This window comes from Actinoplanes sp. NPDC049802 (genome assembly GCF_040656595.1).
Taxonomy (GTDB): Bacteria; Actinomycetota; Actinomycetes; order Mycobacteriales; family Micromonosporaceae; genus Actinoplanes.
Genome location: NZ_JBFAMR010000047.1, coordinates 23,701 through 46,570 on the forward strand (window position 1 = coordinate 23,701; position 22,870 = coordinate 46,570).

Below are 22,870 nucleotides of genomic sequence, written 5' to 3' on the forward strand. Positions count from 1 at the left end.
CGCTCACCCCCGGACCGGCGCGCGGAGCAGGGCGTGGACGGCGGCGACCGCCTCCGGGACGGCGGCCCTGACCGGCGCGCTCAGGCCGATGCCCTCGTCGACGGCGCCGATCCGGCAGCCGACCACATAGGTGACGGGCAGCGTGCCACCGAGGCGGGCCACCGCGGCCAGCACGGCGAGCGGATCCATGCCGTGCCCGTCGAGTTCGCCCGCCCCGGCCCCGGACGGATCCACCTCGAGAACCTCCACCCGGCCGGGAGTACCGTCGCCGGGCAGCGCGTCGATCAGGATCAGCGTGTCGTATCCGGCCAGCAGGTCGTGGGCCAGGTGCAGGCCGCGGATGCCGTAGTCGGCGACCCGGGTCCCGTCCGGCAGGGGAGCACCGGCGGCCAGCCGCCGGGCGACCTCCGGCCCGAACCCGTCGTCGCCGAGGAACACGTTGCCGATGCCGGCGATCAGGATCATGACACCGGCTCCAGTTCGCCGGGGGCGAAGTAGAGGAAGCGGCCGTACTCCTCGTGCAGTTCCGCGGCGGGGTCGCCGACCAGCACGACCGCCACGTGGGTGCCACCGTCGACGTCCGTGATCACTTCGCTGACGCAGGCGATCCGCCCGGCCAGGAACATGTCCTGCGCGTCGGCGCGGCGGGCCGGGCGCAGCCGGACCAGGGCGCCGCGGGCGATCGGGCCGGTGTCCAGGCGGGCGCCGTGCAGGCGCAGCAGGGCGCCGTCGTCCAGGGCGTCGCAGCGGTCGACGATCGCGGCGGCCCGCGGATCGGTGGCCCGGGCCTCGGCCTTCTCCGCGTCGGTCATGGCCCGCACCCGCAGGGTCAGCAGTTCGTCGATCTCGCACGCGTCGAACAGGTCGCCGGGACTCTGCCCGGCCAGGCGCGGGTGGTCGTACAAGATGATCGGCGCGCCCAGCAGCAGCCGGGTCTCGCCGGGCGGCCCGGCCAGCACCGGCCAGCAGCGATGCTGCCGGCATCGGCCGGCGGCGTCGATCGGCTCGCGCACCGACACGAATTCCGCGTCGTGTGCCTCCACCAGCAGGTGCGCGGCGATCAGCGAGTGCCGGGCCGCGCTCTCGGCGTCCGGTACGGGCGCCGCGTGCTCGTTCGCGACGGCGACGGTGAGTCGCAGCAGTCCGCCGTCGGCCCGCACCGACGTCCGGACCCGGGCGGTCAGCGGCCACCGGCGGCGGACGACCCGTCCCACCGGCCGTCCGTCGCCGTCGTGGACCGGTTCGACGTCCACTCCGCCGGGCACGTTCACCGGGAACTCGGCGTCGCCGTGCACCGGCAGGTCCGGCAGGGTGATCTCCCGTTCGACGGCCTCGTCCCAGGTCAGCAGGGTGGTCTCGCCGACCCGCAGGCGCTCGGCCGGCTGGTGGCCGCCGTCGGCGAGGCGCCGTTCCACCTGCCGGCTCTGCACCTGGAGGAACCGCAGGCGCACCGTCACCCAGCCGGCCCCGTCCGGGCTGAGCAGGCACTGCATGGCCATGTCCGGCGGCTCGGCGAACGCCTCCGGGGCGGCCGACGGCGGCCCGAGCACCCCGAACTGCCAGCGGGACCGGTTCTTCGCGGCCCCGGCCCGGTACGGGTAGAGCAGGTAGCCCTCGTAGAGGACGGTGTCGGCGACCGCGCGGGCCGCGTCCAGCCCGGTCACGCCGTGACCCCCGCCGACTGGGTGGGGGAGTGCAGCACCTCCACCTTCTTGCCGCCGCCCAGGTACATGTGCACGCCACAGGGCAGGCAGGGATCGAAGCTGCGGACCGTACGCATGATGTCGATGCCTTTGAAGTCGTCGCGGCCGTTCTCCTCGAAGATCGGCTGGCCCTGGACGGCGTCCTCGTAGGGGCCGGGGGTGCCGAAGCTGTCGCGGGGACTGCCGTTCCACGGGGTGGGCGGGTACGGGTGGTAGTTGGCGATCCGCCCGTCCCGGATGACCATGTGGTGGGACAGGGCGCCGCGGACCGCCTCCGAGAAGCCGCAGCCGATGCCGTCCTCGGGCACCTCGTAGGGCTCCCAGGTGCGGGTCCGGCCGGCCCGGATCTCGGCCAGCGCCCGCTCGGCGAAGTACAGGGCGCAGGCGGCCGCGTACGCCTGGAAGTAGCTGCGCGCCCGGTTGCGTTCCAGGGTGTTGCTCCAGCGGGGGATCCGCCACTCGAACGTGACCGGCCCCTTGAGCGCGGTCTTCGGCAGTTCGATCCGCACGCTGTCGCCGGTGGCCCGCACGTAGCCGAAGTCGACGGTCCCGGCCAGCGCGGTCGCCCACAGCCGGGCCAGTGGTCCACCGCCGGTGTCCAGGGCCAGATAGTCCTTGCCGTTGTACCAGCGCGGCGACATCACCCAGCTGTACCGGCCGTCCAGGTCGCGTTTCTGCGGGCGCGGGTTGGTGTGCTGGTTCCACGGGTGGCGGCGGTCCACCGGGTTGCCCAGCGGGTCGGCCGTCACGAACATCTCCTGGTCCTCCCAGTCGTCGTAGTAGGACGAGCCGAGCAGGATCCGGATCCCCAGATTGATCTTCACGAGGTCGGTGGTGACCAGTTTGCCGTCGACCACGATCCCGGGCGTGACGAACATCCTGCGTCCCCACGCGGCCATGTCGGCGTACCGGAAATCGCAGTGCTCCGGGTCTTGAAACGATCCCCAGCAGGCCAGCAGCACCCGGCGGTCACCGACGTGCTCGTAACCGGGCAGCGCCGTGTAGAAGAAGTCGAACAGGTCGTCGTGCATCGGCACGGCCTTCTTCATGAACTCGACGTAACGCATCAGCCGGGTCAGGTAGTCGGTGATCAGCTGGGTGCTCGCCTGCGTGCCGACCCCGCCGGGGAACAGCGTCGACGGGTGCGGGTGGCGGCCCTCCATGAGGCAGAACATCTCCCGGGTCAGGCGGCTGACCTGCAGCGCCTCCCGGTAGAACTCGCCGGTGAACGGGTTCAGCGAGCGCATGATGTCGCCGACCGTGCGGAAACCGTGCTCGCCGGCGTGCGGCGCCGCCGTCCGGTTGGCCAGCTCCAGCACACCCGGGTTGGTCTCGGCGACCATCCGCTCGCAGTAGTCCACCCCGACCAGGTTCTCCTGGAAGATGTTGTGGTCGAACATGAACTCGGCCGCCTCGCCCAGGTTCACGATCCACTCGGCCAGCGGCGGAGGTTTCACGCCGTACGCCATGTTCTGCGCGTAGCAGGAGCAGGTGGCGTGGTTGTCGCCGCAGATCCCGCAGATCCGGCTGGTGATGAAATGCGCGTCGCGCGGGTCCTTGCCCTTCATGAAGACCGAGTAGCCGCGGAAGATCGAGCTGGTGCTGCGGCATTCGGCGACCACCCGCCGCTTGAAATCGATCTTCGTGTAGATGCCGAGGCTGCCCACGATCCGGGTGATCGGATCCCAGGCCATGTCGACCAGGTCGCCACTCACGCCATCACCTCCGCTTCGCTCCGGCGCCGGCATGAGTTCGACCCTGAGCCCGATGATTCGCTCGCAGGCTCGCTCATGCCCGCCACCTCCGCTTCGCTGCGACGCCGACATGGGTTCGAACCTGAGCCCGCTGACTCGGCGCCGCCGGCGGCTGCGCTTTCACTTTGGTGTGACGCCGCTAACAGCGTTCTCCCGGCCGTGCAAGACTGTCAATCCGCGCCACCTGACCGGGGTACAGCGTCACCAACGCGGGAGACGAAGCGCCATGCACGAGCTGGCGATAGCCGAGAACATCGTCGACACGGTCTGCGCCCGCGCCGCGGGACGGCCGGTGCGGCGGGTCACCGTCCGGATCGGAGCGCTCACCGCGGTACTGCCGGACGCCATGCGCCTCTGCTGGGACCTGGCCGCCACCGGCACCGCCGCGCACGGCGCCGCCCTCGACCTCGACCTGCGGCCGGCCACGGTGTTCTGCCGGTCCTGCCGTACCGACCGGAGGCTTCCCGACATGATCCCGCTGTGCCCGTGCGGCAGCGCCGACGTCACCGTCACCACCGGCCGTGAGCTGCACATCGTCTCCATGGAGGTGGCCTGACGTGTGCGAGGAGGGGCCGGTCACCACGGTCACGCTCGAGGAGCGGGTGCTGGCCCGCAACGACCGTCAGGCCCAAGCCAACCGGGACCTGCTGGCCGCGCGCCGGATCCGGGCGGTCAACCTGATGAGCTCGCCCGGGTCGGGCAAGACCACCCTGCTGGAGCGGACCGTACGGGAGCTGCGGCGCCCGGTCGCGGTGATCGAGGGCGACCAGCGGACACCGCTCGACGCCGAGCGGATCCGGGCGGCCGGCGCGCCGGTCACGCAGATCAACACCGGGGCCGGCTGTCACCTGGACGCGGCGATGACCCGGCGGGCCCTGGACGAGCTGGCGCCCGCGCCCGGATCGCTGCTGTTCGTGGAGAACGTCGGCAACCTGATCTGCCCGTCCCTGTTCGACCTCGGCGAGGACGCCCGGGTGGTGATCGTGTCGGTCACCGAGGGCGCGGACAAACCGCTCAAGTACCCGTACATGTTCGCGGTGGCCGACCTCGTCGTGATCAACAAGACCGACCTGCTGCCGTACGTCGACTTCGACGTGGACACCTGCCGCCGCCACATCACCGCGGTCAATCCGCGGGCGGCGATCCTCACCGTCTCCGCCACCCGCGGCGACGGGCTCCCGGCCTGGTACGCGTGGCTGACCACAATGATCGGCTGAGTTGAACCGGGGCGAACGGATCACCTCTCCGCGTACCGGTGAAGGGATCCGTCGCGACGCCAGACCGGCAGCAGGCCGGCGCCGGACGGCGTGTGCTGGACCCGGAGCACCCGGTCGGCGTGCAGCCGGCCGGAGAGGTCGGCGGCGACCGCGGAGATGCCGGCCGCGTGGGTCACCAGGACCGGCAGGACCCCGTCGCGCAGGCAGTGGGCCACGGTCGGGGTGTTGCCGCGCAGCCAGTCCTCGCCGGGGTGGGCCGGCAGCACCATCATCCGGCAGTGCGGCAGCCGCCGGGCCAGGCCCCTGATCAGCGTGTCGGCGTCCACCCAGCCGACCACCAGCAGCAGCGGGCCGTCGGCGAGTTCGGCGAGCCGGTCGAGCGCCGCGGCCGCGTCGCCCTCGTTCAGCACCGCCACGGTCACCGGCCCGCTCTCCTGCTGGGCGTCCCACCAGGCGCTCTCCGGCTCGAGGAAGACGGCTTGCGGGTACGGGGCGGGAACGCACGGCGACAGCCACCTGCGGGAGCGACGGCCGAGCACGTGGATGCCGGTCCACCGGCCGGAGTTGTGTGCCGCCAGGGCCCGGTGCGCGGAGATTCGTCGCCAGAACACTGTTTCACTCCTTGGGGATCCGTGAGACGCCGGACTGCCGGCGCGGTCCTGACGCTGCCCGACCGGTGGAGGGCGCGGCCAGACCCAAGGCTGTCCGCCCACCTCTGGCCGGCCCTCCGGCTCGCGTTCGCCCTGCTCAGCGCCCCCGACCGGACAGTTCTGTCCGGGGGTTGCGGCGGTGCTTACGCTTTCGGGTGACCGGTCAGTCGCCGGCGACGCGCAGCGTGTAACCCCGCAGCGTCTGCTCCAGCGGGACGAACACCGGCGCCGGATCCTCGGCGAACGGCCGGAACTTGTCCGGGAAGCCGGGCATCGTGCAGCCGATGCAGATGCCGCCGACGTTCGGGCAGCCGCCCACCCCGTTGATCCAGCCCCGTTTCGCCACGTTGCACCGCACCACCTGGCCCCAGCAGCCCACCTTGACCAGGCACGCCTGGGACCCGTGGCCGCCCGCGAAGTCGCTCTGGTCATAGAAGGACGCCCGGTCGCATCCGGAGTGCACCGTCGACTCGAACAGCTTCCGCGGCCGCAGCTCCTCGTCCAGGTCCAGCGGCGGGCCGTCCCCGGCGACGTGGACGATCAGATGCATCAGCGTCTCGGTCAGGTTGTCCGGGTGGGTGGGGCAGCCCGGCACGCACACCAGCGGCACCCCGTCCCGTGACCGCCAGTCCCAGCCCAGGTGGTCGGGCACGCCCATCGCCCCGGTCGGGTTCCCGGCCATTGCGTGGATCCCGCCGTACGCCGCGCACGTGCCCGCCGCGAGGATCGCCGACGCCTTCGGTGCCAGCCGGTCCAGCCACTCGGCCGCGGTGATCGGCTGACCGGTCCGCGGATCGTCGCCGAAACCGGTCCAGTAACCGGCCGCCTTGTTCGTCTCGTCCGCGATCGACCCCTCGACCACCAGGACGAACCGCTCCAGCTCGCCACGGGCCGCCCGGTGGAACCAATCCATGAAGGCCGGGCCGTTCTGAAAGTCCAGGTACGGCCAGTGCAACTCGATCGGCGGCACCCCGGGCAGCGCGCCCAGCACCAGATCCTCGATGCTCGGCTGGGTGGCCGCGGTGATCGCCACCGACTCGCCGTCGCAACTGAGCCCGCCGTTCATCCAGAGGACGTGCAGCATCGGTTCAGCCTAGGCGGGTATCCGTCACGTTCGTTGTCACTCGTTCGGGTACGGCCGGTTTCCGTACCATCGGGGGCGTGCCGCTGCCGGATGTCGAGATCCTGCCGCTCACCGTGGTCGCGCAGGCGTTCCCGGCGCGGCCGTCGGCGCTGCCCGACGTGCGGGCCTTCCTGCGGCGGCAGCTGACCGGCACGCCGGTGTCCGACGAGGACGTGCGCAACCTCTGCGAGCGGGTCGCCGACGTGCTGCTCGACGCCGCCGGGGTGAGCCCGTCCATCCAGGTGTCGCTGCGGGTCTTCCCGTCCGGCGCCGAGATCGACGTGCTCAGCTCGTCGTCCGCGCCGGCCGCACCGGCGGTGGAGAAGGCGCCGGAACAGCCGGCCCGGGGAACCCGGGTGGCCGTGCCGGCGCCGCCGTCGTTCGCCGCCTGGTTCGCGGGCCGGTTACGCGCGGAGGGGCTGACTCTGGAGGCGGCGGCCCGGCGGCTCGAGGTGTCCGCCAAGACGGTCAGCCGCTGGGTCTCCGGGGCGACCGAGCCGCGGCTGCGCGACTTTCACCGGATCAGATCGACCTTCGGTGAACCGCCGCTCTGACGCTCCTTGACGCCGAAGATCAGCAGATAGCCGACGATCCAGAACTCGCCGACCGAGGCCGGGAAGGTCAGCAGGTCGGCGACCGTCGCGGCGTCCGGGGCCAGGGCCTTCACCAGGGCGCTGGCCACGTAGCCGACACTGCCGGCGACGAGCACCCAGCCCAGGGCGCGGGGCATCCAGCCGGTGCTCAGCACGGCCGTGCCCATCGGGATGAGCCAGAGCCCGAAGAAGATCCCGCCGACCGACCAGAGGTTCTCGCTGATCAGGAACAGGGTCTTCGAGGTCGCCGGATCAGTCGTGGCGGCGGTGCTCAGCATCGCCGCGCTGACGAGGATCACCACCGCGTTGACCACACCGAACGCGGCGACGCCGGCGGCGCTCACCGGGTCGGCGGAACGGAACAGCCGGTAGAACCAGGCGGCGGCGAGCGCCTGGCTGAGCACGGTGAGCAACTCGACGAACACCATGGCCTGGGCCAGGGTGGGGTGCTCGGCGACGGCCGCCCCCTCGTCGAGGCGGGGGCGCAACAGCAGGAATCCGATCATCCCGGTGACGGCGAGTGCGAGATAGAAGGCGCCGGTCATCCGAGCGGTGCGAAGCGAGGGCATGATTCTTCCCTTACGTCGTAAGGCTGGTCTTACTGTGTAAGGTAGCAGCCGTGCGCAAGGAACCGCTCAGCCGCGAACGCGTCCTGGCGGCCGCCGTCACGATCGCCGACGCCGACGGGCTCGCCGCCGTCACCATGCGCCGCCTCGGAGCCGACCTGGGCGTCGAGGCCATGTCGCTCTACCACCACCTGCGCGGCAAGGACGCCCTCCTCGACGGCGTCGCCGAGACCCTGGTCGCCGAAATCCTCGACGCCGTCGGCCGGGTCGAGGCCGGAGACTGGCGGTCCCGGCTGCGCGGCCGGTTCCTCGCCGCCCGGGAGGTCATGCTGCGCCACCCGTGGGGCCCCGGCCTGCTCGGCTCGCGCGGGTCCGTGCCGTTCGGCGTCTACCTCTACTACGACGCGATCCTCGGCACCCTCGTCGAGGGCGGATTCACCTACCGGCTGGCCCACCGGGCGCTGCACGCCTTCGGGAGCATGCCGCTCGGCTTCGTCCAGGAGATGTTCAGCACCTCGGCCGGCGACGGCGCCGACGAGGACCTGAGCGCCGTCGCCGACGTCCTGCCGCACCTCACCGCCATGGTCGCCAGCGAGACCCACGAGACCGAGCTCGGCTGGTGCGACAGCCGGGTCGAGTTCGAGTTCACGCTGGACCTGCTGCTCGACGGACTCGAACGGCTGCGCGGCTGAGAACCGCACGGAGATGCCGGTGGCGCCGCGTATGCTCCGGCACGGCGAAGTCGTAGCGCAGAGGTCGTCGCGCCTTGGCATCGAGCAGGAGGACGCCGGTTCGAATCCGGCCGCTTCGCCACCCGACCACGACCGCGGGGAGACGTCGGCATGATCATCCGATGCCCGGCCATCAGCGATCCGGATCGCGGCCTGGCCGACCCCGGCGACTTCGACGGCATCCTCGGCCGGCTCGCGGCGCCCGAGCCGATCCGGCATCCGCCGGCCGCTCGGACACCCGGCCGGCCGGGGCCGTGGAGCGGGCCGGCACCGCGGCGCAGCACCTCGACCGGACGAAACTGCTGGCCGCACGGCTCAAGGCGGCCGGCGGCCAGCCCTATCTGGCGTCCGCACTCTTCAGCCTGACCGTCGTGCCGAGCGTCGATGTGCCGACGATGGGGGTGGACCGGCATTGGCGCTGCTACGTGAATCCCCGTTTCGTGGCGGCCACGCCGGTGCACGAGCTGGCAGCCGTCTGGATTCACGAGGCGGCCCACCTGCTGCGTGACCATCACGGGCGGGCCGCGCTGCTCGTCCCCGAATACCGGCACGACCATCACCGGGTCAACGTCGCCCAGGACTGCGAGATCAACGACGATCTCTCGTCGCTGCCGTCCGGAGCCATGCGCCCGGAGATGTTCGGCCTTCCCGACGGCCGGATGTTCGAGCAGTACCTGCCCGGCATCCCGGCCGGTCACCGCCACCTGGAGTGCGGATCCGGCGCGCACGGCCGCCCCATGCCGTGGGAGTCCTCGGACGCGGCCCGGGTCAGCGGGGTCGAGGCGGCCGCGATCCGCCGGCTGACCGCCCAGGAGATGCGGGCCCACGCGAAGGGACGGGGCCGGATCCCGGCGGGGTGGCGGCGCTGGGCCGACGCGATCCTCGAACCCACGGTCGACTGGCGGCGGGCACTCACCGGTGCGATCCGCGAGGCGGCATCGTGGGCTTCCGGGGCGGTCGACTACACCTATCAGCGCCCGTCACGGCGCGGGGCCGCCGTCCCCCGGGTGGTGCTGCCGAGCCTGCGCCGCCCGATGCCGCGGGTGGCGGTGGTCGTCGACACGTCCGGTTCGATGGGCGACGAGGAGCTGCGGGCCGTGCTCGGCGAGGTCGCCGGGGTGCTCCGGGCGGTCGGCATCGGCCGCAACCGGGTGACCGTGCTCGCCTGTGACGCCGACGTACACGCGGTTCGCCGGGCCGCCACCGTCGGCGACGTCGTGCTGGAAGGAGGCGGCGGCACCGACATGCGCGTCGGCATCGAACAGGCCATGAAAGGACCGGAACGACCACACATCGTCATCGTCCTGACCGACGGCCACACCCCGTGGCCGGAGGTCCGGCCCGGTCAGGTCCGGGTCGTCGCCGGGCTGATCGGCGACGGCGGCGATGACCCACCGTCCTGGATCGAGACGATCCGGATCCCCTTGCCGGCCGGCGCCGCCGGGCCGTGACCGGCGCTCGCTGCTGCCTGAGCAAACGGTTCCTCCCCCGGCGGCACGGCCGTGGACATCGCCCGCGCTCCATGAGCCGCCGGGGGAGCGGGACGGCCGGGCCTCGCGGTCCGGCGCCGCCGGGCGGGCAGCGCCTGCCGTCGCGGAGCGCGCAGCCGTCGATGGGCCAACCTGTGGGCCGCCCCGTGTGGTCAGCCGCTGGGCCGGCGCGCAGGACGGGCCGGCCGCCGTGTCGCGGCTGATCAACGGCCTGCGCGCCGGGAGACGGTTCACCGATCCGGTACGGGCGTGACCTCAGTCCGTACCGGAGCCCGGCTCCGACATGGCCCGGTGGACGCGGGCCTTGACGGTCTCCGGGGTCACCTTGGACGCCCCCGCGAGCAGCCGGTTGGTGACCGACCCGGCGACCACATGGTCCTTGCCTTTCATCAGGGCTTCGAAGGCCTGTTCGGCGACCCGTTCCGGGTCGTCCTTGCTGTCGCCGGCCCCGACCCGGGTGTCGGTCATCCCGGCACGCTCGAAGAATTCGGTGTCGGTGGGCCCGGGCATCAGCGCGGTGACCGTCACACCCTCGGCCGCCAGTTCCTCCCGCAACGCCTCGGAGAAGGAGAGCAGAAACGCTTTCGACGCCGCGTACGCCGCTTCGAACGGTCCCGGCTGGGTCGCCGCGATGGACGAGGTGAACAGGATCCGGCCCGACCCTTGGGCCACCATGGCGCGGACGGCCCGCTTGGCGAGGTGCACCGACGACCGCACGTTCAGGTCGACGAGCCGCAACTCGTCGTCGAGGCCGGTCTCGGCGAAGGGCCCGCCGACACCGACACCGGCGTTGATGGCGATCGCGTCGAGCGGCCGCCCGGTGGCGGTGACGGCGGCCCAGAATCGTTCGACTCCCTCGTAGGTGGCCAGATCGGCCTGCACCGCCTCGACGGTCACCCCGAGGTCGTGGAAGGTCTCGTGGATCCGGGCGTCCTCGGCCACGACGACCAGGTCGTATCCGTTCTTCGCGAACTGCCGGGCCAGTTCGTGGCCGATGCCGCTGGACGCACCGGTGACGGCGGCGAGCTTGGTGGGGGTTCCCATGGAATCTCCTTCCGGACGCTGTCTAGTCGGTGGGCTCGATGGTCGTTCCGCTGAGATCGGCGGGCTCCGGGTCGTCCGGCAGGGCAGGGTCCGCGGCGCCGCTCACATCGCCGGGCAGGCGAGTCTCGTCACCGGGCGCGGGGGCGTCGTCGTCAGGGGCACGCGCGTCGTCATCAGGCTGGGTCATACGACCTCTGTTCCCCGCATCCGGGCGGCCATTCCTGGTGCCGCCCGCGAAGCACGACCGCGTTTCGTCCCGGTGTTGAGCAGGCGTAATAGGGTCGGCGAATGCGTGATCTGATCCGGTCTCTGGTGGTCGCCCCGATGGCCGGCGGCCCGTCCACCCCCGCGCTGGTGATCGGCGCCGGCCGGGCCGGCGCCCTCGGTCTGCTGGCGGCCGGTTACAAGTCCCCCGAGGCGGTGGAGGACGAGTTGCGCGCCGTCCGGTCCGCGGGTGTCGGATACGGGCTGAACATCTTCGTCCCGTCCCGCCCGCCATCCGACGTCGCCGCCCTGGAACGCTACCGCCGCCTGCTCCAGGCCGAGGCCGACCGGTACGGGGTGGACCTGCCCCCGCTGCGCCTGCGCGACGACGACCACTTCGACGCGAAGGTGGACCTCGCCACCGCGTACGCGCCACCGCTGGTCAGTTTCACGTTCGGCGTACCGGAGAGAAATGTCGTGGCGGCGTCACAGGCGGCCGGGAGCCTCGTCGCAGTGACCGTGACATCCGCGGCGGAAGCCGTGCCGGCTCTGGCCGTGGCGCCTGATCTGCTGATCGCGCAAGCCGGGACGGCCGGCGGCCACGCCTCGACGACGAGCCCGGCCGGCTACCGGGGGACCACGACGGCGCTGGAGATCCTCGCGGCGATCCGGGCGGTGACCGACGTGCCGGTGATCGTGGCCGGTGGCGCCGGATCCGCCCGGGACGTGCGCGCGGTGCTGGCGGCGGGCGCCGTCGCGGTGCAGGCGGGCACCGTGTTCCTCCTGGCCGACGAGGCCGGCACCCGCCCGGCGCAGCGGGCCGCGATGCTGTCGTCGGGCGCCCGCGAGACCGTGGTGACCAGGGCGTTCACCGGGCAGCCGGCGCGGGCGCTGCGGAACCGGTTCACCGACGAGTACTCGGCGGTCGCGCCGGTCGGCTATCCGGCCGTGCACCATCTGACCGCGCCGATCCGTGCGGCGGCAGCCGAGCAGGGCGACGCCGGGGCGCTCAACCTGTGGGCCGGCACCGGCTTCGCGGCGGCCCGCCCCGCTCCGGTCGCGGAGATCATAGCGTCACTGAGTTGACCGGCTTGTCTCCCACTCGGGCACGTTGAACCCCATATCGGTCATCGCGGTCCCCGCAACGTCGACCATCGAGCACGGCGACCGAATGGAATCTCAACTACGGCCCGAAGAAGAAGACGACCACCGGGTTCAACGGGGCGTCGGCCAACACTTACGAGTACGACCTCGCCAACCGGCTGACCCTGTGGGACAACGGCACCACCCCGGTGGTGTACGCCTACGACGATTCCGGTAACCGGGCACAAGCGGGCACCACGACGTTCGTCTACGACCAGCGCAACCAGTTGGTGTCCGACACCGCCGGCGCCACCTACCGGTACACGCCCCGAGGACCCTGCAGTCCACCACCAGGAACGGGCAGACGGTCACCACCCAGACTGACGCGTTCAACCAGGTCAAGACGCAGGGCACCAAGACCGGTGGGGCCGATCCCTCGACGTCATCCCAGCTCGGAGCGTCCTCCCGCGAGAACGCAACGGCCCTGTCTGGCGCCGTGTGCTGGACGGGCTGGTTGGGCAGCTCCGTTGCTGTCACGGTCGATTTCAGTTGATCAGTTTATGCAAGCCTGTCCGGCGGCGGACTGAGGAATGATCTCTAACCTTGCCGGCCAGGTGAACCTTCCTTTCACTGACCCCGATCAGTCGAGGCCTCTCTGTGCAGGGGAGGTTAGGGTCCGTGTTCGACCACCGTGCTACCTGCACGGCGGTTGTCGGATGCGGCCGGTGGTGTGCACGGAGGTGCGACGTGACATCTGTGGATCAGGTACCGGCGGCGTCTTTGGTTGGCCGGGTCACGAGGCGGCGTGTGCTGGCAGCCGGTCTGGTGACCGGTTCCGGTACGCTCGCGTCGAGTGTGGCCGGGCCGATCAGCGTCGCGCGGGCCGCAGAGATCGAGCATCAGGGTGACACGGTCCGCGATCTGGGGCGGACCAGGAGGAAGCTGCCGGCTGTCGGTCTGGCCGCCGACGAGAAGTCGGACCTGCCGGCTGTGCTGGCAGCGTTCTGGGGCGCCGGTGGCCGGGTGATCGACACTTCACGGTTGGATGGCTCGGTCGAGGCCCGGTTCGGCAAGACTGCCGTGGAGTCGGGTATCACCGGCGACATGTTCGTCAGCCGGAGGCTCTGGACCGGCGCCGGCGAGGAGCAGTGGCGGATGCTCGGCGAGCAGCTGGACTCATTCCGCCGGCGGCTGCGCCGCAACGTCATCGACCTCCTGCATGTCGATGATCTGGTCGACGTTCAGGATGTGCTGCCGCTGCTCGGTGAATGGAAGCGGGCCGGCAGGATCCGGCACATCGGCGTCGGGCACGCAGAGCGCCGGTATCACCCGGCGCTCGAGATCCTGATGCGCAACGCCGAGGTGGACGTGGTCCGCCTCCGGTACTCGATCCTTGACAGGGAAGCTGAGGAGGACGTGCTGCCGCTCGCCGTGCAACGCGGCATCGGTGTCGTGGTGAACCTGCCGGCCGAGGATTTCGTCGATGGCCGTCCGGTGCCCCGGTGGGCTGCCGCCTTCGGTGCCCTCACGTGGAGAGTGTTCTGCCTGAAGTATGTTCTGGCTGATCCGGCCGTCACGGTGGTTCTTCCGCCTGCCGGGAGTGTCGCTCAGGTGCGGGAGAACATGGCGGCGCTTCGCGGCCCTCTGCCCGATGCCGAGCAGCGCGCCCGGATGATCGAGCACGTCGAGGGTCTGCGTTCGTGAACCCGGCCGTGCCGCGCTCCCTTCCGAAGGAAGCGCGGCACGGCCGCTGCCACTTCCCGACGGGAAGTGGCGTGCGGTCACTTCATGACCTCGCCGACCGGCAGGACTGGAATACCGCGGTTCGCGATAGCTTTCATGATCGATTCGAAATCGTTCTTGGAGCACTGGGCGGGGTCGGTCGGATTGGTGGTCACCACCCGGTGGAAACACAAGATCAGCCAACCACCCGCCAGCTGCGCACGGTCGAGCATGCCGCCGGGCTGGGTCAGCGTGAGCGGGTTGGCAGCGCCCGTACTGTACGAACTGATGCCGGTCAGTGACCGCAGCCGGTGCGGCATCGGCGCGCTGGGAATCTCGCGGTTGTCCTCGGCGATGATCGATCGGCCGGTAGAGAAGTACCGCGCGACAATCGATTCGACCGGTACGCCGTCGGTCGTCTTACCGAATCGGCCGCCGGGGTAGGCGAAGGAGTCGCTGCGGAAGCCGTTGTCGACCAGCCAGCCGCGCAGGCCGGCTGCGTCGGCATCGACCGCCTCCGCGGTATCGCCGTCGTAGCGCTTCTCGTGTGCGGCGGCCTTGAACGAGTGCCCGGCAACCTCCCAACCGGAGTTGTTCTGCGCAGCCTTGAGCTGCGGCAGCGTGTAGCGGCCGGCCTTGCCGATGTGCTCGGCGATCGTGTAGGTGGTGCCGCGGAACCCATAGGTGTCCATCGCGGGCCGGGCGTTGTCGAAAACGTCCGACCAGGAGTCGTCGAAGGTGATCGACACCAGGCCGTTGGGGTAGGTCACCCTCGTGTCCGCGATGAACTCGACCGACTGCAGCTTGACGTGACACGGTCCGGTGCCGGCATCGATGACCGAGAACCGCATATCGGTGAAGCCGCTTCGCGTGGACGGCACTCGATTGGCCGACAACGTGTAGTTGCCGCCGGCTCCTGACAGGTCGCCCCATTGCAGCGTGACAATGACCCATTCGCCGGACTGGACCCAATTCTGGGTGCTTTGTCTGGTGTAGATCCGCCATCTGAAGTTGTTCGCGAAGGCGGACGTCCCGACGTAGAAGTTGATCCACCGCAGCTTGCTGGTGTCGTCGACCTTGAACGTCAGTCGAATCGCTCGATTGTTGAGATCGCGTGCCGGACCGCCCAGCAGCTGGATGTTGGCCTGCTCCTGAACGGTTGCGGTGGCGTTGCCGGCGGTGGTGATGGACGCGCATTGCGTGCCGCGCACGAACTCACTGGTGTCGTTGAGGTTCGACGACCCGAGGTTGCTGCCCGTGGCGGTCCATTTATGACCCTCTTGGAAGTTTTCAATCGGCCGCTCGGCTGGTGCCCAGGTCGGAATCTGCCGCGGCGCGATGATCGGCATCAGGGAATGTCCTCCATGCAGACTCTTCGATGATCGGCGCTACGGTATCCGACGATCCTGTGCCTGGGGGAGGACGCCTGTCAGCCGGCAGTTGCCGAGTGAGAACCACCGGTTCGAACAGCCGACTCCCGCCTACGAGTCGCTGGTGCTCACCGGGGTCGCCGTGAGCGGGGCCGCTCCGGATGTGACTGCCCGGATCTGCGGGGGCGCGCCGGCAGGTCGGACGGGGCGTCGACGGTGCCGGGGCTGGAGAACACCATCGGAGCAACGGCGGGGCGGACGGCCTCCGGCGGCGGCCAGGGCGACGCCACCATCGCGGCCGCGCTGAAAGGCACCGGCGGCGACATCAGGTCCAGTATCTGTTTGGCCTGGCCGGCGTCGATTCCCCGGCCCGGGTCGATACGCACACCCGCCGCATCGGCCAAATCCTCGACGTCATGGCTGGTCACCGTCTGGGGGCCGAGATCGCTGAGTCGCCGGGCGAGCTCCTGCACACTGATCATGCGTTGTATTCCTTCACAGGTGGTAACAGGACAGAGCCGAAGGAGCCACTGCTTGTCCTCTGGGTGGTTCATTCAAGGTTAGGCAGCGATCGAGCCTCGTGCGCGCCGGCCAGGTGAACGGCCAAGCGGCGGCGAAGCTTGTCGAGACCGTTGCGGCGGGCTGCTGGACGCGTCCCGCCGTACGGCTCATGCCCGAAACGCGTGTCTTCTCATCGGCGTCCGGCCAGCCGAGCGGTCATCGCGCCTCCGATGGCGACCTGCGACTGGATACGGGAGCCGTGCCCTCGACTCTACCGGTGAGCCGGGCAGTGAGTTTCAGCCGCCTGCCGCCCCGCAGCCGAGCCGACAGTAGTGACCCGGAAGCGCCCGGCTGTCTCCGGCGAGCGACGGCGCGCCCACGACCAGCCGAACAAGATCGGCTACAGGGCGTCGCCGCCCGCGAACGGACACGCCCGTCGGTGGCGGCGCTGTCATCCGCTGGGTGGGGAACAGGCCGCCTGGGCGCTGGCCCACGTACGCCGCCCGGTGCCGGGCCCCGAGCGCGACGACGCCGTCCGGGAGCAGGTGCTCGCCCTGGCCGGGGCGTACGAGATGCGGCCCTGACGGCTGTCCGTCCGTGAGCGATCCGCGATCGACCGCTGCTCACGTGCGTACCCTCGTTGTCTAAGGTCTTGACGTGCCCCGCGTCTCCGAAGCTCATCTCGCCGCCCGTCGCCGGCAGATCATCGACGCCGCGGCGCGGTGTTTCGTGCGCAACGGGTTCCATCAGACGTCGATGCAGGACGTGATCAAGGAGGCCGATCTCTCGGTCGGGGCGTTCTACCGCTACTTCAAGAGCAAGAACGAGCTGATCACGGCGATCGCCGGGGAGAAGATCTCGGCCGTGACCGGGCTGCTCGACGGGCTGCTCGCGCTCGACCCGATGCCGCCGATCCCGGAGATCCTGGATCGGCTGCTGGGGATCATCGACGACGCCGCGGCCGAGGACGGCACGATCCGGATCGCCGTGCAGGTGTGGGGTGAGGCGGTGCACGACCCGGAGCTCGGCGCGCTGGTCGCGGAGATCTACGGGCGGGTGCGGGAGCGGGCCACGGCGACCGCCGAGAAGGCCCTGGCGACCGGCCAGTTGCCGCCGGATGCCGACGTGGACGGAGCCGGCGCGGCCCTGTTCGGCCTGGTCCAGGGCTACATCCTGCAGAAGATCCTGCTCGGCGGCATCGACCGGCGCACCTATGTGTCCGGGGTGCGGACCCTACTGTCCTGATACGGCGGCCAGCAGCACCAGCACGCTCGCGCCGATCTCCACGAAACCCACCCGCTTCGGCGTCAGGGCGCGGCCGGGCAGCGCCCAGGCCCGGAGCAGCAGGATCGTGAAGACCAGCGCGGCCGGGACGCTGATCACGGCCGCCGCGGCGAGCGCGGCCAGGTGATATCCGACAGAGGCGTTCCGGTACGCCGTACTGCCGCGTTCCCGGATCATCGTTTTCACGTAGAGCACCGTGCCGGTGAAGTAGAGCAGCACGATCACGAACGCACCGGCGGTCTCCCGGGGGTGAGCCCCGGCGATCACCGTGACGACCGGGATCATGAGGCAGCTCTGCACGACCGAGGTCAGGTCGTTGAGCAGGGCCCGTTCCCGGCGGCGCCAGGCGTACCACGTGTTGGCCGCGAGCAGGACGGCGTAGGCGGGGGCGAACCACAGCACCGCCGGCTCGGCGAACAGCACCACGGCGCCGGCGACCGCGACGACGGGCGCGTACACCCGGAACTGGGGCAGGTAGCGGGCCGGGCGGCGCGACTTGACCGCCTGGAACACGTAGTACGACAGCAGGTAGCCGCTCAGCCAGGCGATCAGCAGCGGCACGTCCGGCCACCGGAATCCGGCGGCCACCAGGCCGGCGAGATAGGGGAGCAGCAACATCGCCCACGCCCCGTGCTGCGGCGGAACGAACTGCCGGACGAGGCGGCGGGCCGGTCGCGTCGGCGTGGAGCTCACCGGCCGAACGTAGGCGCCGATCGGCACTCTGCCCAGAGCCGAAGGTCACCCCCGCCACTACCTTCGGCTCTGACCGGCCGGGCCGGTGATCGGATAGCCTAGCCGCCATGAGTGAGCGGGATGCCCAGCGACGGTTGGCCGGTTACCGGTTCGCCGTGCCGATGGCCGGCCCGCACGTGCGGCGCGTCTTCGACGAGCGCTGTCTCGGCTACTGAGCCGACCCGCGCCCGTTCACGCTCCGACCTAGGAATCTCCCTGTGCTGGAAGACCTCCGCGCCTACTGCCGGCGCGACCCCGCTCTGTACGGTGTCCGCGTCGCCGAGGTGCTCCTCTATCCCGGCCTGTGGGCGCTCTGGGGCCACCGCGTGGCGCATCTGCTGTACCGCGTTCGCGTCCCGTTCCTGCCCCGCTTCCTCTCCCAGGTGACGCGCCTGCTCACCGGCATCGAGATCCACCCGGGGGCGGTCGTCGGCAGGCGGCTCTTCATCGACCACGGCGCCGGCGTCGTGATCGGCGAGACCGCCCGGATCGGTGACGACGTCACCATGTACCACCAGGTCACCCTCGGAGGCCGCGGCTGGCAGCGGGACGCCAAGGGCAGCCGCCGCCATCCCGCAGTCGGCGACCGGGTCACCCTCGGGGTGGGCGCCACCGTGCTCGGCCCGGTCCGGATCGGCGACGGCGCCGAGATCGGCGCCATGGCCCTGGTCGTCGCCGATGTCCCCGCCGGCGCGCGCGTGCGGGCCCCCGCCGCAGTAATCGTCCCCGACTCTCTTCCACACAACGCAGGAGCGAGGAAATGATCTACAACGACGTCACCGAGCTGATCGGCCGGACCCCGATGGTGCGGCTGACCCGGTTCGAGCCGGGACTGCCGGCGAAGCTGGTCGCCAAGCTGGAGTCCGCGAACCCGGGCGGCAGCGTCAAGGACCGGATCGCCCTCGCCATGATCGAGGCCGCCGAGGCCACCGAGGAGCTGCGTCCCGGATCCGCCATCGTGGAGGCCACCAGCGGCAACACCGGCATCGGGCTGGCCCTGGTGGCGGCCGCCCGCGGCTACCGGCTGACCCTCACCATGCCGGACAGCATGAGCGCCGAGCGGCGGGCGCTGCTCCTGGCGTACGGTGCGAAGCTGGTCCTGACCCCCGCGGCCCAGGGCATGAAGGGCGCCGTGGCGAAGGCCCTGGAGATCGCCGAGGAGCAGCGCGCCTGGCTGCCCATGCAGTTCGACAACCCGGCGAACCCGGACATGCACCGGCGCACCACCGCCCTGGAGATCTGGAACGACACCGACGGCCAGGTGGACCTGTTCGTCGGCGGCGTGGGCACCGGCGGCACCCTCACCGGTGTCGGCCAGGTGCTCAAGGAGAAGCGGCCGGAGCTGCGCGTCTACGCGGTCGAGCCGGTGGAGTCGCCGGTGCTGTCCGGCGGGCAGTCCGGGCCGCACGGCATCCAGGGCATCGGCGCCGGGTTCGTGCCCGAGGTGCTGGACCCGACCATCTACGACGAGGTGGTCAAGGTCGACGTGGAGCAGGCCCGGGCGGCGGGGCGCCAGCTCGCCCGTACCGAGGGGATCCTGGCCGGCGTCTCCAGCGGCGCGGCCTTGCACGCGGCCCGTGAGCTGGCCTGGCGGGCGGAGAACGTCGGCAAGACCATCGTGGTGGTGCTGCCGGACACCGGCGAGCGCTACCTGAGCACCCCGCTGTTCGCCAACCCGTGAGACAGCGATGTCCCGGCGTGCGCGGCACGCCGGGACATCCTCACGGACGGATCAGAGGTTGGTCTTGACGCCGGCGGCCTTGCACGCGGCGTTGAAATCCTTGGAGGCCTTCGCGGACTCCGGGGTGTCGGCGGCGGTGGCCGGGTCGGCAGCCCCGGCGGCCGTGGCGGCCGCGGCGGCGTTGGCCTTGAGGGCCACGGCCACCGCGGTGTCCGAGCTGCCGGCCGCCTTCTCCAGATTGGCGGCGTACTCGCTCAGCAACACCGCGGCGTCCTTCTTGGGAATGTCGCCGCCGGTGGTCTTCATGATGGTCATCAGCGCCTTCTTGAAGGACGTCGCCGCCTCGGCGGCGTCCTCGCAGATGACCTTGTCGGCGGGCGCGGCCTCGGCGGCCTCGGCGGTGGGCTGAGCCTCCGCCGCGGTGGTGGCGGCCGGCTTCGGGGGCTCGGCGGCGGTGGTGGCCTTGTCGTCGCCGCAAGCGGCCAGGCCCATCAGGGAAACGCCGGCAAGCACGGCGGTGGCAATTCGCACAGCAATCACACAGCCACGCTAGTCGATCACATGTACGAAGATCAAATTACGGTTCGACGACGGTCGCTGCGGCTCAGAAGATCGGGCCGGGTGCCGAATCGGTAACCGAGATGAGCGGATCCGACAGAGCGCTGCGCGTACCCCTGATCGTGGGTCTGGCCACGCTCGTGGCCGTGCTCGCCTGGCTCGGCGTGCGGGACCCCGAGGATCGCGTCTGGGGGAACCTGGGCGGCACCGTGGTGCTCTCCGCGGCGGCGTTCGCCTGCTTGCGGGTGAGCCGGCAGGCCGCCGCGCTGCCCCCGGTACGCGGATTCTGGGTCCTCTGGTCGTTCTCCGCGGCCGCCCTGGTGCCCAGCACGATCGCCGCCATGGTCCGGGGCGCCACCGGCGTCCCCGGCATGCCCGTCTACGAGGCGGTCCCCACGCTGATCAGCCTCACCCTGGCGATGCTGGCGTTCCGGCACGTCCCGCTGGTCTCACGGACCCGCCTCGACTGGGCCCGGCTGATGCTCGACGGCCTCGCGGTGACCGCCGCCGGCGCGGTGTTCTTCGGTTACGTGGTGCTGAACACGGTCCCGGAGACCACCGCGGTGGCCACCCAGATCGCGGCCGCCGTGGTCGGTGTCGGCTGTCTGCTGGCGCTGGTGGTGTTCGGCAAGGCGGCGGTCAGCCCGGAGGGCCGCGTCGACCCGGTGGCCCTGGCCGTGCTGGCCAACGCCCCGCTGGTGGGCCTGATCGCCGTCGTGCTGTTCCTGGGCGGCACCGAGATGGGCATGCTGCTGCTGTCGGTGCTCGGCTATCCGCTGGTCGGGATGGCCATGTGCGTCGCCGCCCACCGGCAGAGCCGGGTCCTGGACGTGCAGCCGCCGCGACGGCCGCGCTGGTCGATCGCCGATCCGCTGCAGTTCGTCGCGGTCACCGGCACCGCCGTGCTGGTCATCGTCGTCTCCGCCCGTGACCTGGACATGCGCGGCCGTGCCGTGATCGGCGGGGCGGTGCTGATCGCCGCCGTCATGGTGGTCCGCCAGCTGCTCACCCTGCGGGAGAACACGCTCGCACTGCGGGCCATCCGCCGCCAGCAGGCCGAGCTGGAGCGCCTGGCGCTCACCGACAACCTGACCGGCCTGCCGAACCGCACCGGGTTCACGATCGCCCTGACCGAACGCCTGGACCACGGCCGGCCCGCCACCGTGCTGCTGATCGACATCGACGACTTCAAGATGGTCAACGACACGCTCGGCCCGGCCGCCGCCGACCAGCTGCTGCGCCAGGTCGCCGAGCGGCTCCAGCAGAGCGCCGACGGCGACCGCGAGTGCGTGGCCCGGTTCGGCGGCGACGAGTTCGCGGTGCTGCTGCCGTCCGGTGACCCGGCCGGGATCGAGTCCGCCGCCGCCCGCTTCCAGCACACCGTCGGCCGGCCGGTGCAGACCGGCGAGCAGCAGTTCCTTCTGCACGCCAGCGTCGGTGTGGTGATCGCCGAGCCGGGGGAGACCGCCGACGAGGTGCTGCGCAACGCCGACATCGCGATGTACGCCGCCAAGGAGTCCGGAAAGGCGTCCTGGACCCGGTTCGAGCCGCGGATGCGCCAGGACATGGTCAAGCACGCCCGGCTCGCCGGCGAACTGCACGACGCCCTCCGGGGCGGCGAGCTTCGGCTGCTCTACCAGCCCGTCTACGACCTGGTCACCGGCCGGATGCACGGCTGCGAGGCGCTGGTGCGCTGGCAGCACCCGGAACGCGGGTTCGTCTCGCCCGGCGACTTCATCCCGGTCGCCGAACGGTCCGGCCTGATCGTGCCGCTCGGCGCGTGGGTGCTGCGCGAGGCGTGCACGCAGCTGGCTCGCTGGCAGGAACGTCTGGGGGATCAGGCGGTCGAAGCGGTCAACGTCAACGTGGCGGTCCGCCAACTGCGCGAGGCCGGTTTCGTCGACGAGGTCGCGGCCGTGCTCTCCGAGACCGGGCTCACCCCGCGCAACCTCATCCTGGAGGTCACCGAGTCGTCGGTGGTCGACGGCCCGCGCGTCGCCGAGGCGCTGCAGGACCTGCACGAGATGGGTGTACGCCTCGCGCTCGACGACTTCGGCACCGGCCAGTCGTCGCTGAGCCTGCTGCGCGCCTTCCCGGTGGACGTGCTGAAACTGGACAAGTCGTTCGTCGACGGGATCGCCGACGGCGCCGACCGGGGCCGCCTCGCGGTCGCCGCCGCGGTCGCCCAGCTCGTCGAACACCTCGACCTCAAGGCGGTCGCCGAGGGCATCGAGACCCTGGCCCAGCTGGAGCGGCTGCGCGACATGGGCTACCGGTACGGGCAGGGCTACCTCATGGCGAAGCCCCTGCCGGCGGACGAGTGCGGCGACCGGATGGCCGCCGCACCTCTCGTTCTGGGCGCCGCCCACAGGTGATCGGCGCCCGTCGTCGCCTACTGCCAGGCCAAGGCCAGGAAGCCGACCCCCATGGCGGCGCACAGCACGCCCAGGCCGATCACGAGCAGGGTGACCTGCCAGGCCTGATAGGCGCCGAGCAGCGCCCCGCGCAGCGTCTCGCCCATGAACGCCGTCTGCCGCAGCTTGCCCAGCTTCTCGTCACCGGCGTTGCGCTGCGCCTCGGCGGAGACCTCGGCGTACGTGCGGCCGCCGGTCGCCGCCAGCACGTGCGCGCCGATCATCTCCGAGTAGGCGCGGGCCTCGGTCCCGGTGCGGACCGGTCGTCCGGCGTACCCGCCGAGCGCGGCCGGCAGACCGTCGGCGGGGAAGGAGATGCGCTGGTGCTCCAGCTCGCGGGTCACCTGCCGGCGGCCCGCGAGGCCCTGGAAGACCAGGACCACGGCGGCGCCGAGAAGGGTCAGTCCGACCAGGCTGAGGAGTGTTTGAACCATGACGCTGAGTCTTGTC

The 22,870-nt window shown here is 71.2% G+C and carries 25 protein-coding genes and 1 tRNA gene; 13 read left to right on the forward strand and 13 right to left on the reverse strand.

Features of this window, described 5'->3' with window-relative positions; genetic code table 11:
• Positions 1 to 3 precede the first annotated feature (3 nt).
• Genes AB0I88_RS27550 through AB0I88_RS27560 form a run of 3 tightly spaced genes read right to left on the reverse strand, consistent with a single transcriptional unit; the run spans position 4 to position 3,418 of the window.
• Positions 4 to 465, reverse strand: coding sequence for a hydrogenase maturation protease (locus AB0I88_RS27550; RefSeq protein ID WP_361030570.1), 462 nt, complete (start codon positions 463 to 465; stop codon positions 4 to 6).
• Entirely contained in the window at positions 462 to 1,664 is a 1,203-nt protein-coding gene (locus tag AB0I88_RS27555; protein WP_361030573.1) for a hypothetical protein, read from the reverse strand. The genes AB0I88_RS27550 and AB0I88_RS27555 overlap by 4 nt, the downstream gene beginning before the upstream one ends.
• The gene (locus tag AB0I88_RS27560; RefSeq protein ID WP_361030576.1) at positions 1,661 to 3,418 is read right to left on the reverse strand and encodes a nickel-dependent hydrogenase large subunit; all 1,758 of its coding nucleotides are present in this window, start codon (positions 3,416 to 3,418) and stop codon (positions 1,661 to 1,663) included. The genes AB0I88_RS27555 and AB0I88_RS27560 overlap by 4 nt, the downstream gene beginning before the upstream one ends.
• Before the next feature lie 265 nt (positions 3,419 to 3,683).
• Here AB0I88_RS27560 and AB0I88_RS27565 point away from each other — a divergent pair, with 265 nt between their 5' ends.
• Together AB0I88_RS27565 and hypB are read left to right on the forward strand one after the other, a co-directional pair.
• Positions 3,684 to 4,013, forward strand: a complete 330-nt coding sequence (locus tag AB0I88_RS27565; RefSeq protein ID WP_361030579.1) for a hydrogenase maturation nickel metallochaperone HypA — start codon at positions 3,684 to 3,686, stop codon at positions 4,011 to 4,013.
• Between the two features lies 1 nt (position 4,014).
• Entirely contained in the window at positions 4,015 to 4,674 is a 660-nt protein-coding gene (hypB, locus tag AB0I88_RS27570; protein WP_361030582.1) for a hydrogenase nickel incorporation protein HypB, read from the forward strand.
• Positions 4,675 to 4,694: 20 nt separating this feature from the next.
• On the opposite strand, the gene AB0I88_RS27575 is transcribed toward hypB, so the two are convergent.
• Entirely contained in the window at positions 4,695 to 5,285 is a 591-nt protein-coding gene (locus AB0I88_RS27575; protein WP_361030585.1) for a hypothetical protein, read from the reverse strand.
• Between the two features lie 202 nt (positions 5,286 to 5,487).
• Complete coding sequence (locus AB0I88_RS27580; RefSeq protein ID WP_361030588.1) at positions 5,488 to 6,408, reverse strand: hydrogenase expression protein HypE; 921 nt, start codon at positions 6,406 to 6,408, stop codon at positions 5,488 to 5,490.
• A gap of 77 nt (positions 6,409 to 6,485) precedes the next feature.
• On the opposite strand from AB0I88_RS27580, the gene AB0I88_RS27585 reads away from it, so the two are divergent.
• Positions 6,486 to 7,001 (forward strand): helix-turn-helix transcriptional regulator, encoded by a 516-nt coding sequence (locus tag AB0I88_RS27585; protein ID WP_361030591.1) that lies wholly within the window; start codon positions 6,486 to 6,488, stop codon positions 6,999 to 7,001.
• Here the strand turns inward: AB0I88_RS27585 and AB0I88_RS27590 are convergent.
• On the reverse strand, positions 6,962 to 7,609 hold the full coding sequence (locus tag AB0I88_RS27590) for a DUF4386 domain-containing protein (protein ID WP_361030594.1): 648 nt from the start codon (positions 7,607 to 7,609) through the stop codon (positions 6,962 to 6,964). The two genes, AB0I88_RS27585 and AB0I88_RS27590, sit on opposite strands and share 40 nt — an antisense overlap.
• 50 nt (positions 7,610 to 7,659) lie before the next feature.
• Here AB0I88_RS27590 and AB0I88_RS27595 point away from each other — a divergent pair, with 50 nt between their 5' ends.
• From AB0I88_RS27595 to AB0I88_RS27605, 3 genes are all read left to right on the forward strand, one after another.
• On the forward strand, positions 7,660 to 8,298 hold the full coding sequence (locus AB0I88_RS27595) for a TetR/AcrR family transcriptional regulator C-terminal domain-containing protein (protein WP_361030596.1): 639 nt from the start codon (positions 7,660 to 7,662) through the stop codon (positions 8,296 to 8,298).
• Positions 8,299 to 8,341: 43 nt separating this feature from the next.
• A tRNA-OTHER gene (locus AB0I88_RS27600) sits at positions 8,342 to 8,419 on the forward strand.
• 172 nt (positions 8,420 to 8,591) lie between these two features.
• Positions 8,592 to 9,788, forward strand: a complete 1,197-nt coding sequence (locus AB0I88_RS27605) for a VWA-like domain-containing protein (RefSeq protein ID WP_361030599.1) — start codon at positions 8,592 to 8,594, stop codon at positions 9,786 to 9,788.
• 294 nt (positions 9,789 to 10,082) lie between these two features.
• On the opposite strand, the gene AB0I88_RS27610 is transcribed toward AB0I88_RS27605, so the two are convergent.
• Positions 10,083 to 10,871, reverse strand: coding sequence for an SDR family NAD(P)-dependent oxidoreductase (locus AB0I88_RS27610; RefSeq protein WP_361030602.1), 789 nt, complete (start codon positions 10,869 to 10,871; stop codon positions 10,083 to 10,085).
• A 22-nt stretch (positions 10,872 to 10,893) separates the two neighbouring features.
• Positions 10,894 to 11,058, reverse strand: coding sequence for a hypothetical protein (locus AB0I88_RS27615; RefSeq protein WP_361030605.1), 165 nt, complete (start codon positions 11,056 to 11,058; stop codon positions 10,894 to 10,896).
• 101 nt (positions 11,059 to 11,159) lie between these two features.
• On the opposite strand from AB0I88_RS27615, the gene AB0I88_RS27620 reads away from it, so the two are divergent.
• On the forward strand, positions 11,160 to 12,161 hold the full coding sequence (locus AB0I88_RS27620) for a nitronate monooxygenase (RefSeq protein ID WP_361030608.1): 1,002 nt from the start codon (positions 11,160 to 11,162) through the stop codon (positions 12,159 to 12,161).
• Between the two features lie 822 nt (positions 12,162 to 12,983).
• Entirely contained in the window at positions 12,984 to 13,862 is an 879-nt protein-coding gene (locus AB0I88_RS27625) for an aldo/keto reductase (protein ID WP_361030611.1), read from the forward strand.
• 77 nt (positions 13,863 to 13,939) lie between these two features.
• On the opposite strand, the gene AB0I88_RS27630 is transcribed toward AB0I88_RS27625, so the two are convergent.
• Both AB0I88_RS27630 and AB0I88_RS27635 read right to left on the reverse strand, forming a co-directional pair.
• Positions 13,940 to 15,229, reverse strand: a complete 1,290-nt coding sequence (locus tag AB0I88_RS27630) for a polysaccharide deacetylase family protein (RefSeq protein ID WP_361030613.1) — start codon at positions 15,227 to 15,229, stop codon at positions 13,940 to 13,942.
• Positions 15,230 to 15,378: 149 nt separating this feature from the next.
• Positions 15,379 to 15,732 (reverse strand): hypothetical protein, encoded by a 354-nt coding sequence (locus tag AB0I88_RS27635; protein ID WP_361030616.1) that lies wholly within the window; start codon positions 15,730 to 15,732, stop codon positions 15,379 to 15,381.
• Positions 15,733 to 16,083: 351 nt separating this feature from the next.
• On the opposite strand from AB0I88_RS27635, the gene AB0I88_RS27640 reads away from it, so the two are divergent.
• Positions 16,084 to 16,335: a hypothetical protein gene (locus AB0I88_RS27640; protein WP_361030619.1), complete on the forward strand. Its 252-nt coding sequence runs from the start codon at positions 16,084 to 16,086 to the stop codon at positions 16,333 to 16,335.
• 73 nt (positions 16,336 to 16,408) lie between these two features.
• Positions 16,409 to 16,996, forward strand: a complete 588-nt coding sequence (locus tag AB0I88_RS27645) for a TetR/AcrR family transcriptional regulator (RefSeq protein WP_361030622.1) — start codon at positions 16,409 to 16,411, stop codon at positions 16,994 to 16,996.
• On the opposite strand, the gene AB0I88_RS27650 is transcribed toward AB0I88_RS27645, so the two are convergent.
• Positions 16,985 to 17,728 carry a YwiC-like family protein gene (locus tag AB0I88_RS27650; protein WP_361030625.1) on the reverse strand — a complete coding sequence of 248 codons (744 nt, stop codon included), beginning with the start codon at positions 17,726 to 17,728 and terminating at the stop codon, positions 16,985 to 16,987. The genes AB0I88_RS27645 and AB0I88_RS27650 overlap by 12 nt on opposite strands.
• Before the next feature lie 257 nt (positions 17,729 to 17,985).
• Between AB0I88_RS27650 and epsC the strand changes: the two genes are divergently transcribed.
• Positions 17,986 to 18,531: a serine O-acetyltransferase EpsC gene (gene epsC, locus AB0I88_RS27655; RefSeq protein ID WP_361030628.1), complete on the forward strand. Its 546-nt coding sequence runs from the start codon at positions 17,986 to 17,988 to the stop codon at positions 18,529 to 18,531.
• Entirely contained in the window at positions 18,528 to 19,448 is a 921-nt protein-coding gene (gene cysK, locus AB0I88_RS27660; RefSeq protein WP_361030630.1) for a cysteine synthase A, read from the forward strand. The genes epsC and cysK overlap by 4 nt, the downstream gene beginning before the upstream one ends.
• 51 nt (positions 19,449 to 19,499) lie before the next feature.
• Here cysK and AB0I88_RS27665 read toward each other — a convergent pair whose 3' ends face one another.
• Positions 19,500 to 19,988: a hypothetical protein gene (locus tag AB0I88_RS27665; RefSeq protein ID WP_361030633.1), complete on the reverse strand. Its 489-nt coding sequence runs from the start codon at positions 19,986 to 19,988 to the stop codon at positions 19,500 to 19,502.
• A 101-nt stretch (positions 19,989 to 20,089) separates the two neighbouring features.
• Here AB0I88_RS27665 and AB0I88_RS27670 point away from each other — a divergent pair, with 101 nt between their 5' ends.
• Positions 20,090 to 22,381: an EAL domain-containing protein gene (locus tag AB0I88_RS27670; protein WP_361030636.1), complete on the forward strand. Its 2,292-nt coding sequence runs from the start codon at positions 20,090 to 20,092 to the stop codon at positions 22,379 to 22,381.
• A 17-nt stretch (positions 22,382 to 22,398) separates the two neighbouring features.
• Here the strand turns inward: AB0I88_RS27670 and AB0I88_RS27675 are convergent, their stop codons facing one another.
• The gene (locus tag AB0I88_RS27675) at positions 22,399 to 22,854 is read right to left on the reverse strand and encodes a hypothetical protein (protein ID WP_361030639.1); all 456 of its coding nucleotides are present in this window, start codon (positions 22,852 to 22,854) and stop codon (positions 22,399 to 22,401) included.
• Positions 22,855 to 22,870: the final 16 nt, after the last annotated feature.

Coding starts and splice junctions, on each gene's coding strand:
- AB0I88_RS27670 (WP_361030636.1), top strand. CDS start 20,090: ATGAGCGGATCCGACAGAGCGCTGCGCGTACCCCTGATCGTGGGTCTG.
- AB0I88_RS27620 (WP_361030608.1), top strand. CDS start 11,160: ATGCGTGATCTGATCCGGTCTCTGGTGGTCGCCCCGATGGCCGGCGGC.
- AB0I88_RS27550 (WP_361030570.1), bottom strand. CDS start 465: ATGATCCTGATCGCCGGCATCGGCAACGTGTTCCTCGGCGACGACGGG.
- AB0I88_RS27615 (WP_361030605.1), bottom strand. CDS start 11,058: ATGACCCAGCCTGATGACGACGCGCGTGCCCCTGACGACGACGCCCCC.
- AB0I88_RS27565 (WP_361030579.1), top strand. CDS start 3,684: ATGCACGAGCTGGCGATAGCCGAGAACATCGTCGACACGGTCTGCGCC.
- AB0I88_RS27610 (WP_361030602.1), bottom strand. CDS start 10,871: ATGGGAACCCCCACCAAGCTCGCCGCCGTCACCGGTGCGTCCAGCGGC.
- AB0I88_RS27675 (WP_361030639.1), bottom strand. CDS start 22,854: ATGGTTCAAACACTCCTCAGCCTGGTCGGACTGACCCTTCTCGGCGCC.
- AB0I88_RS27630 (WP_361030613.1), bottom strand. CDS start 15,229: ATGCCGATCATCGCGCCGCGGCAGATTCCGACCTGGGCACCAGCCGAG.
- AB0I88_RS27635 (WP_361030616.1), bottom strand. CDS start 15,732: ATGATCAGTGTGCAGGAGCTCGCCCGGCGACTCAGCGATCTCGGCCCC.
- AB0I88_RS27590 (WP_361030594.1), bottom strand. CDS start 7,609: ATGCCCTCGCTTCGCACCGCTCGGATGACCGGCGCCTTCTATCTCGCA.
- cysK (WP_361030630.1), top strand. CDS start 18,528: ATGATCTACAACGACGTCACCGAGCTGATCGGCCGGACCCCGATGGTG.
- AB0I88_RS27580 (WP_361030588.1), bottom strand. CDS start 6,408: ATGCTGCACGTCCTCTGGATGAACGGCGGGCTCAGTTGCGACGGCGAG.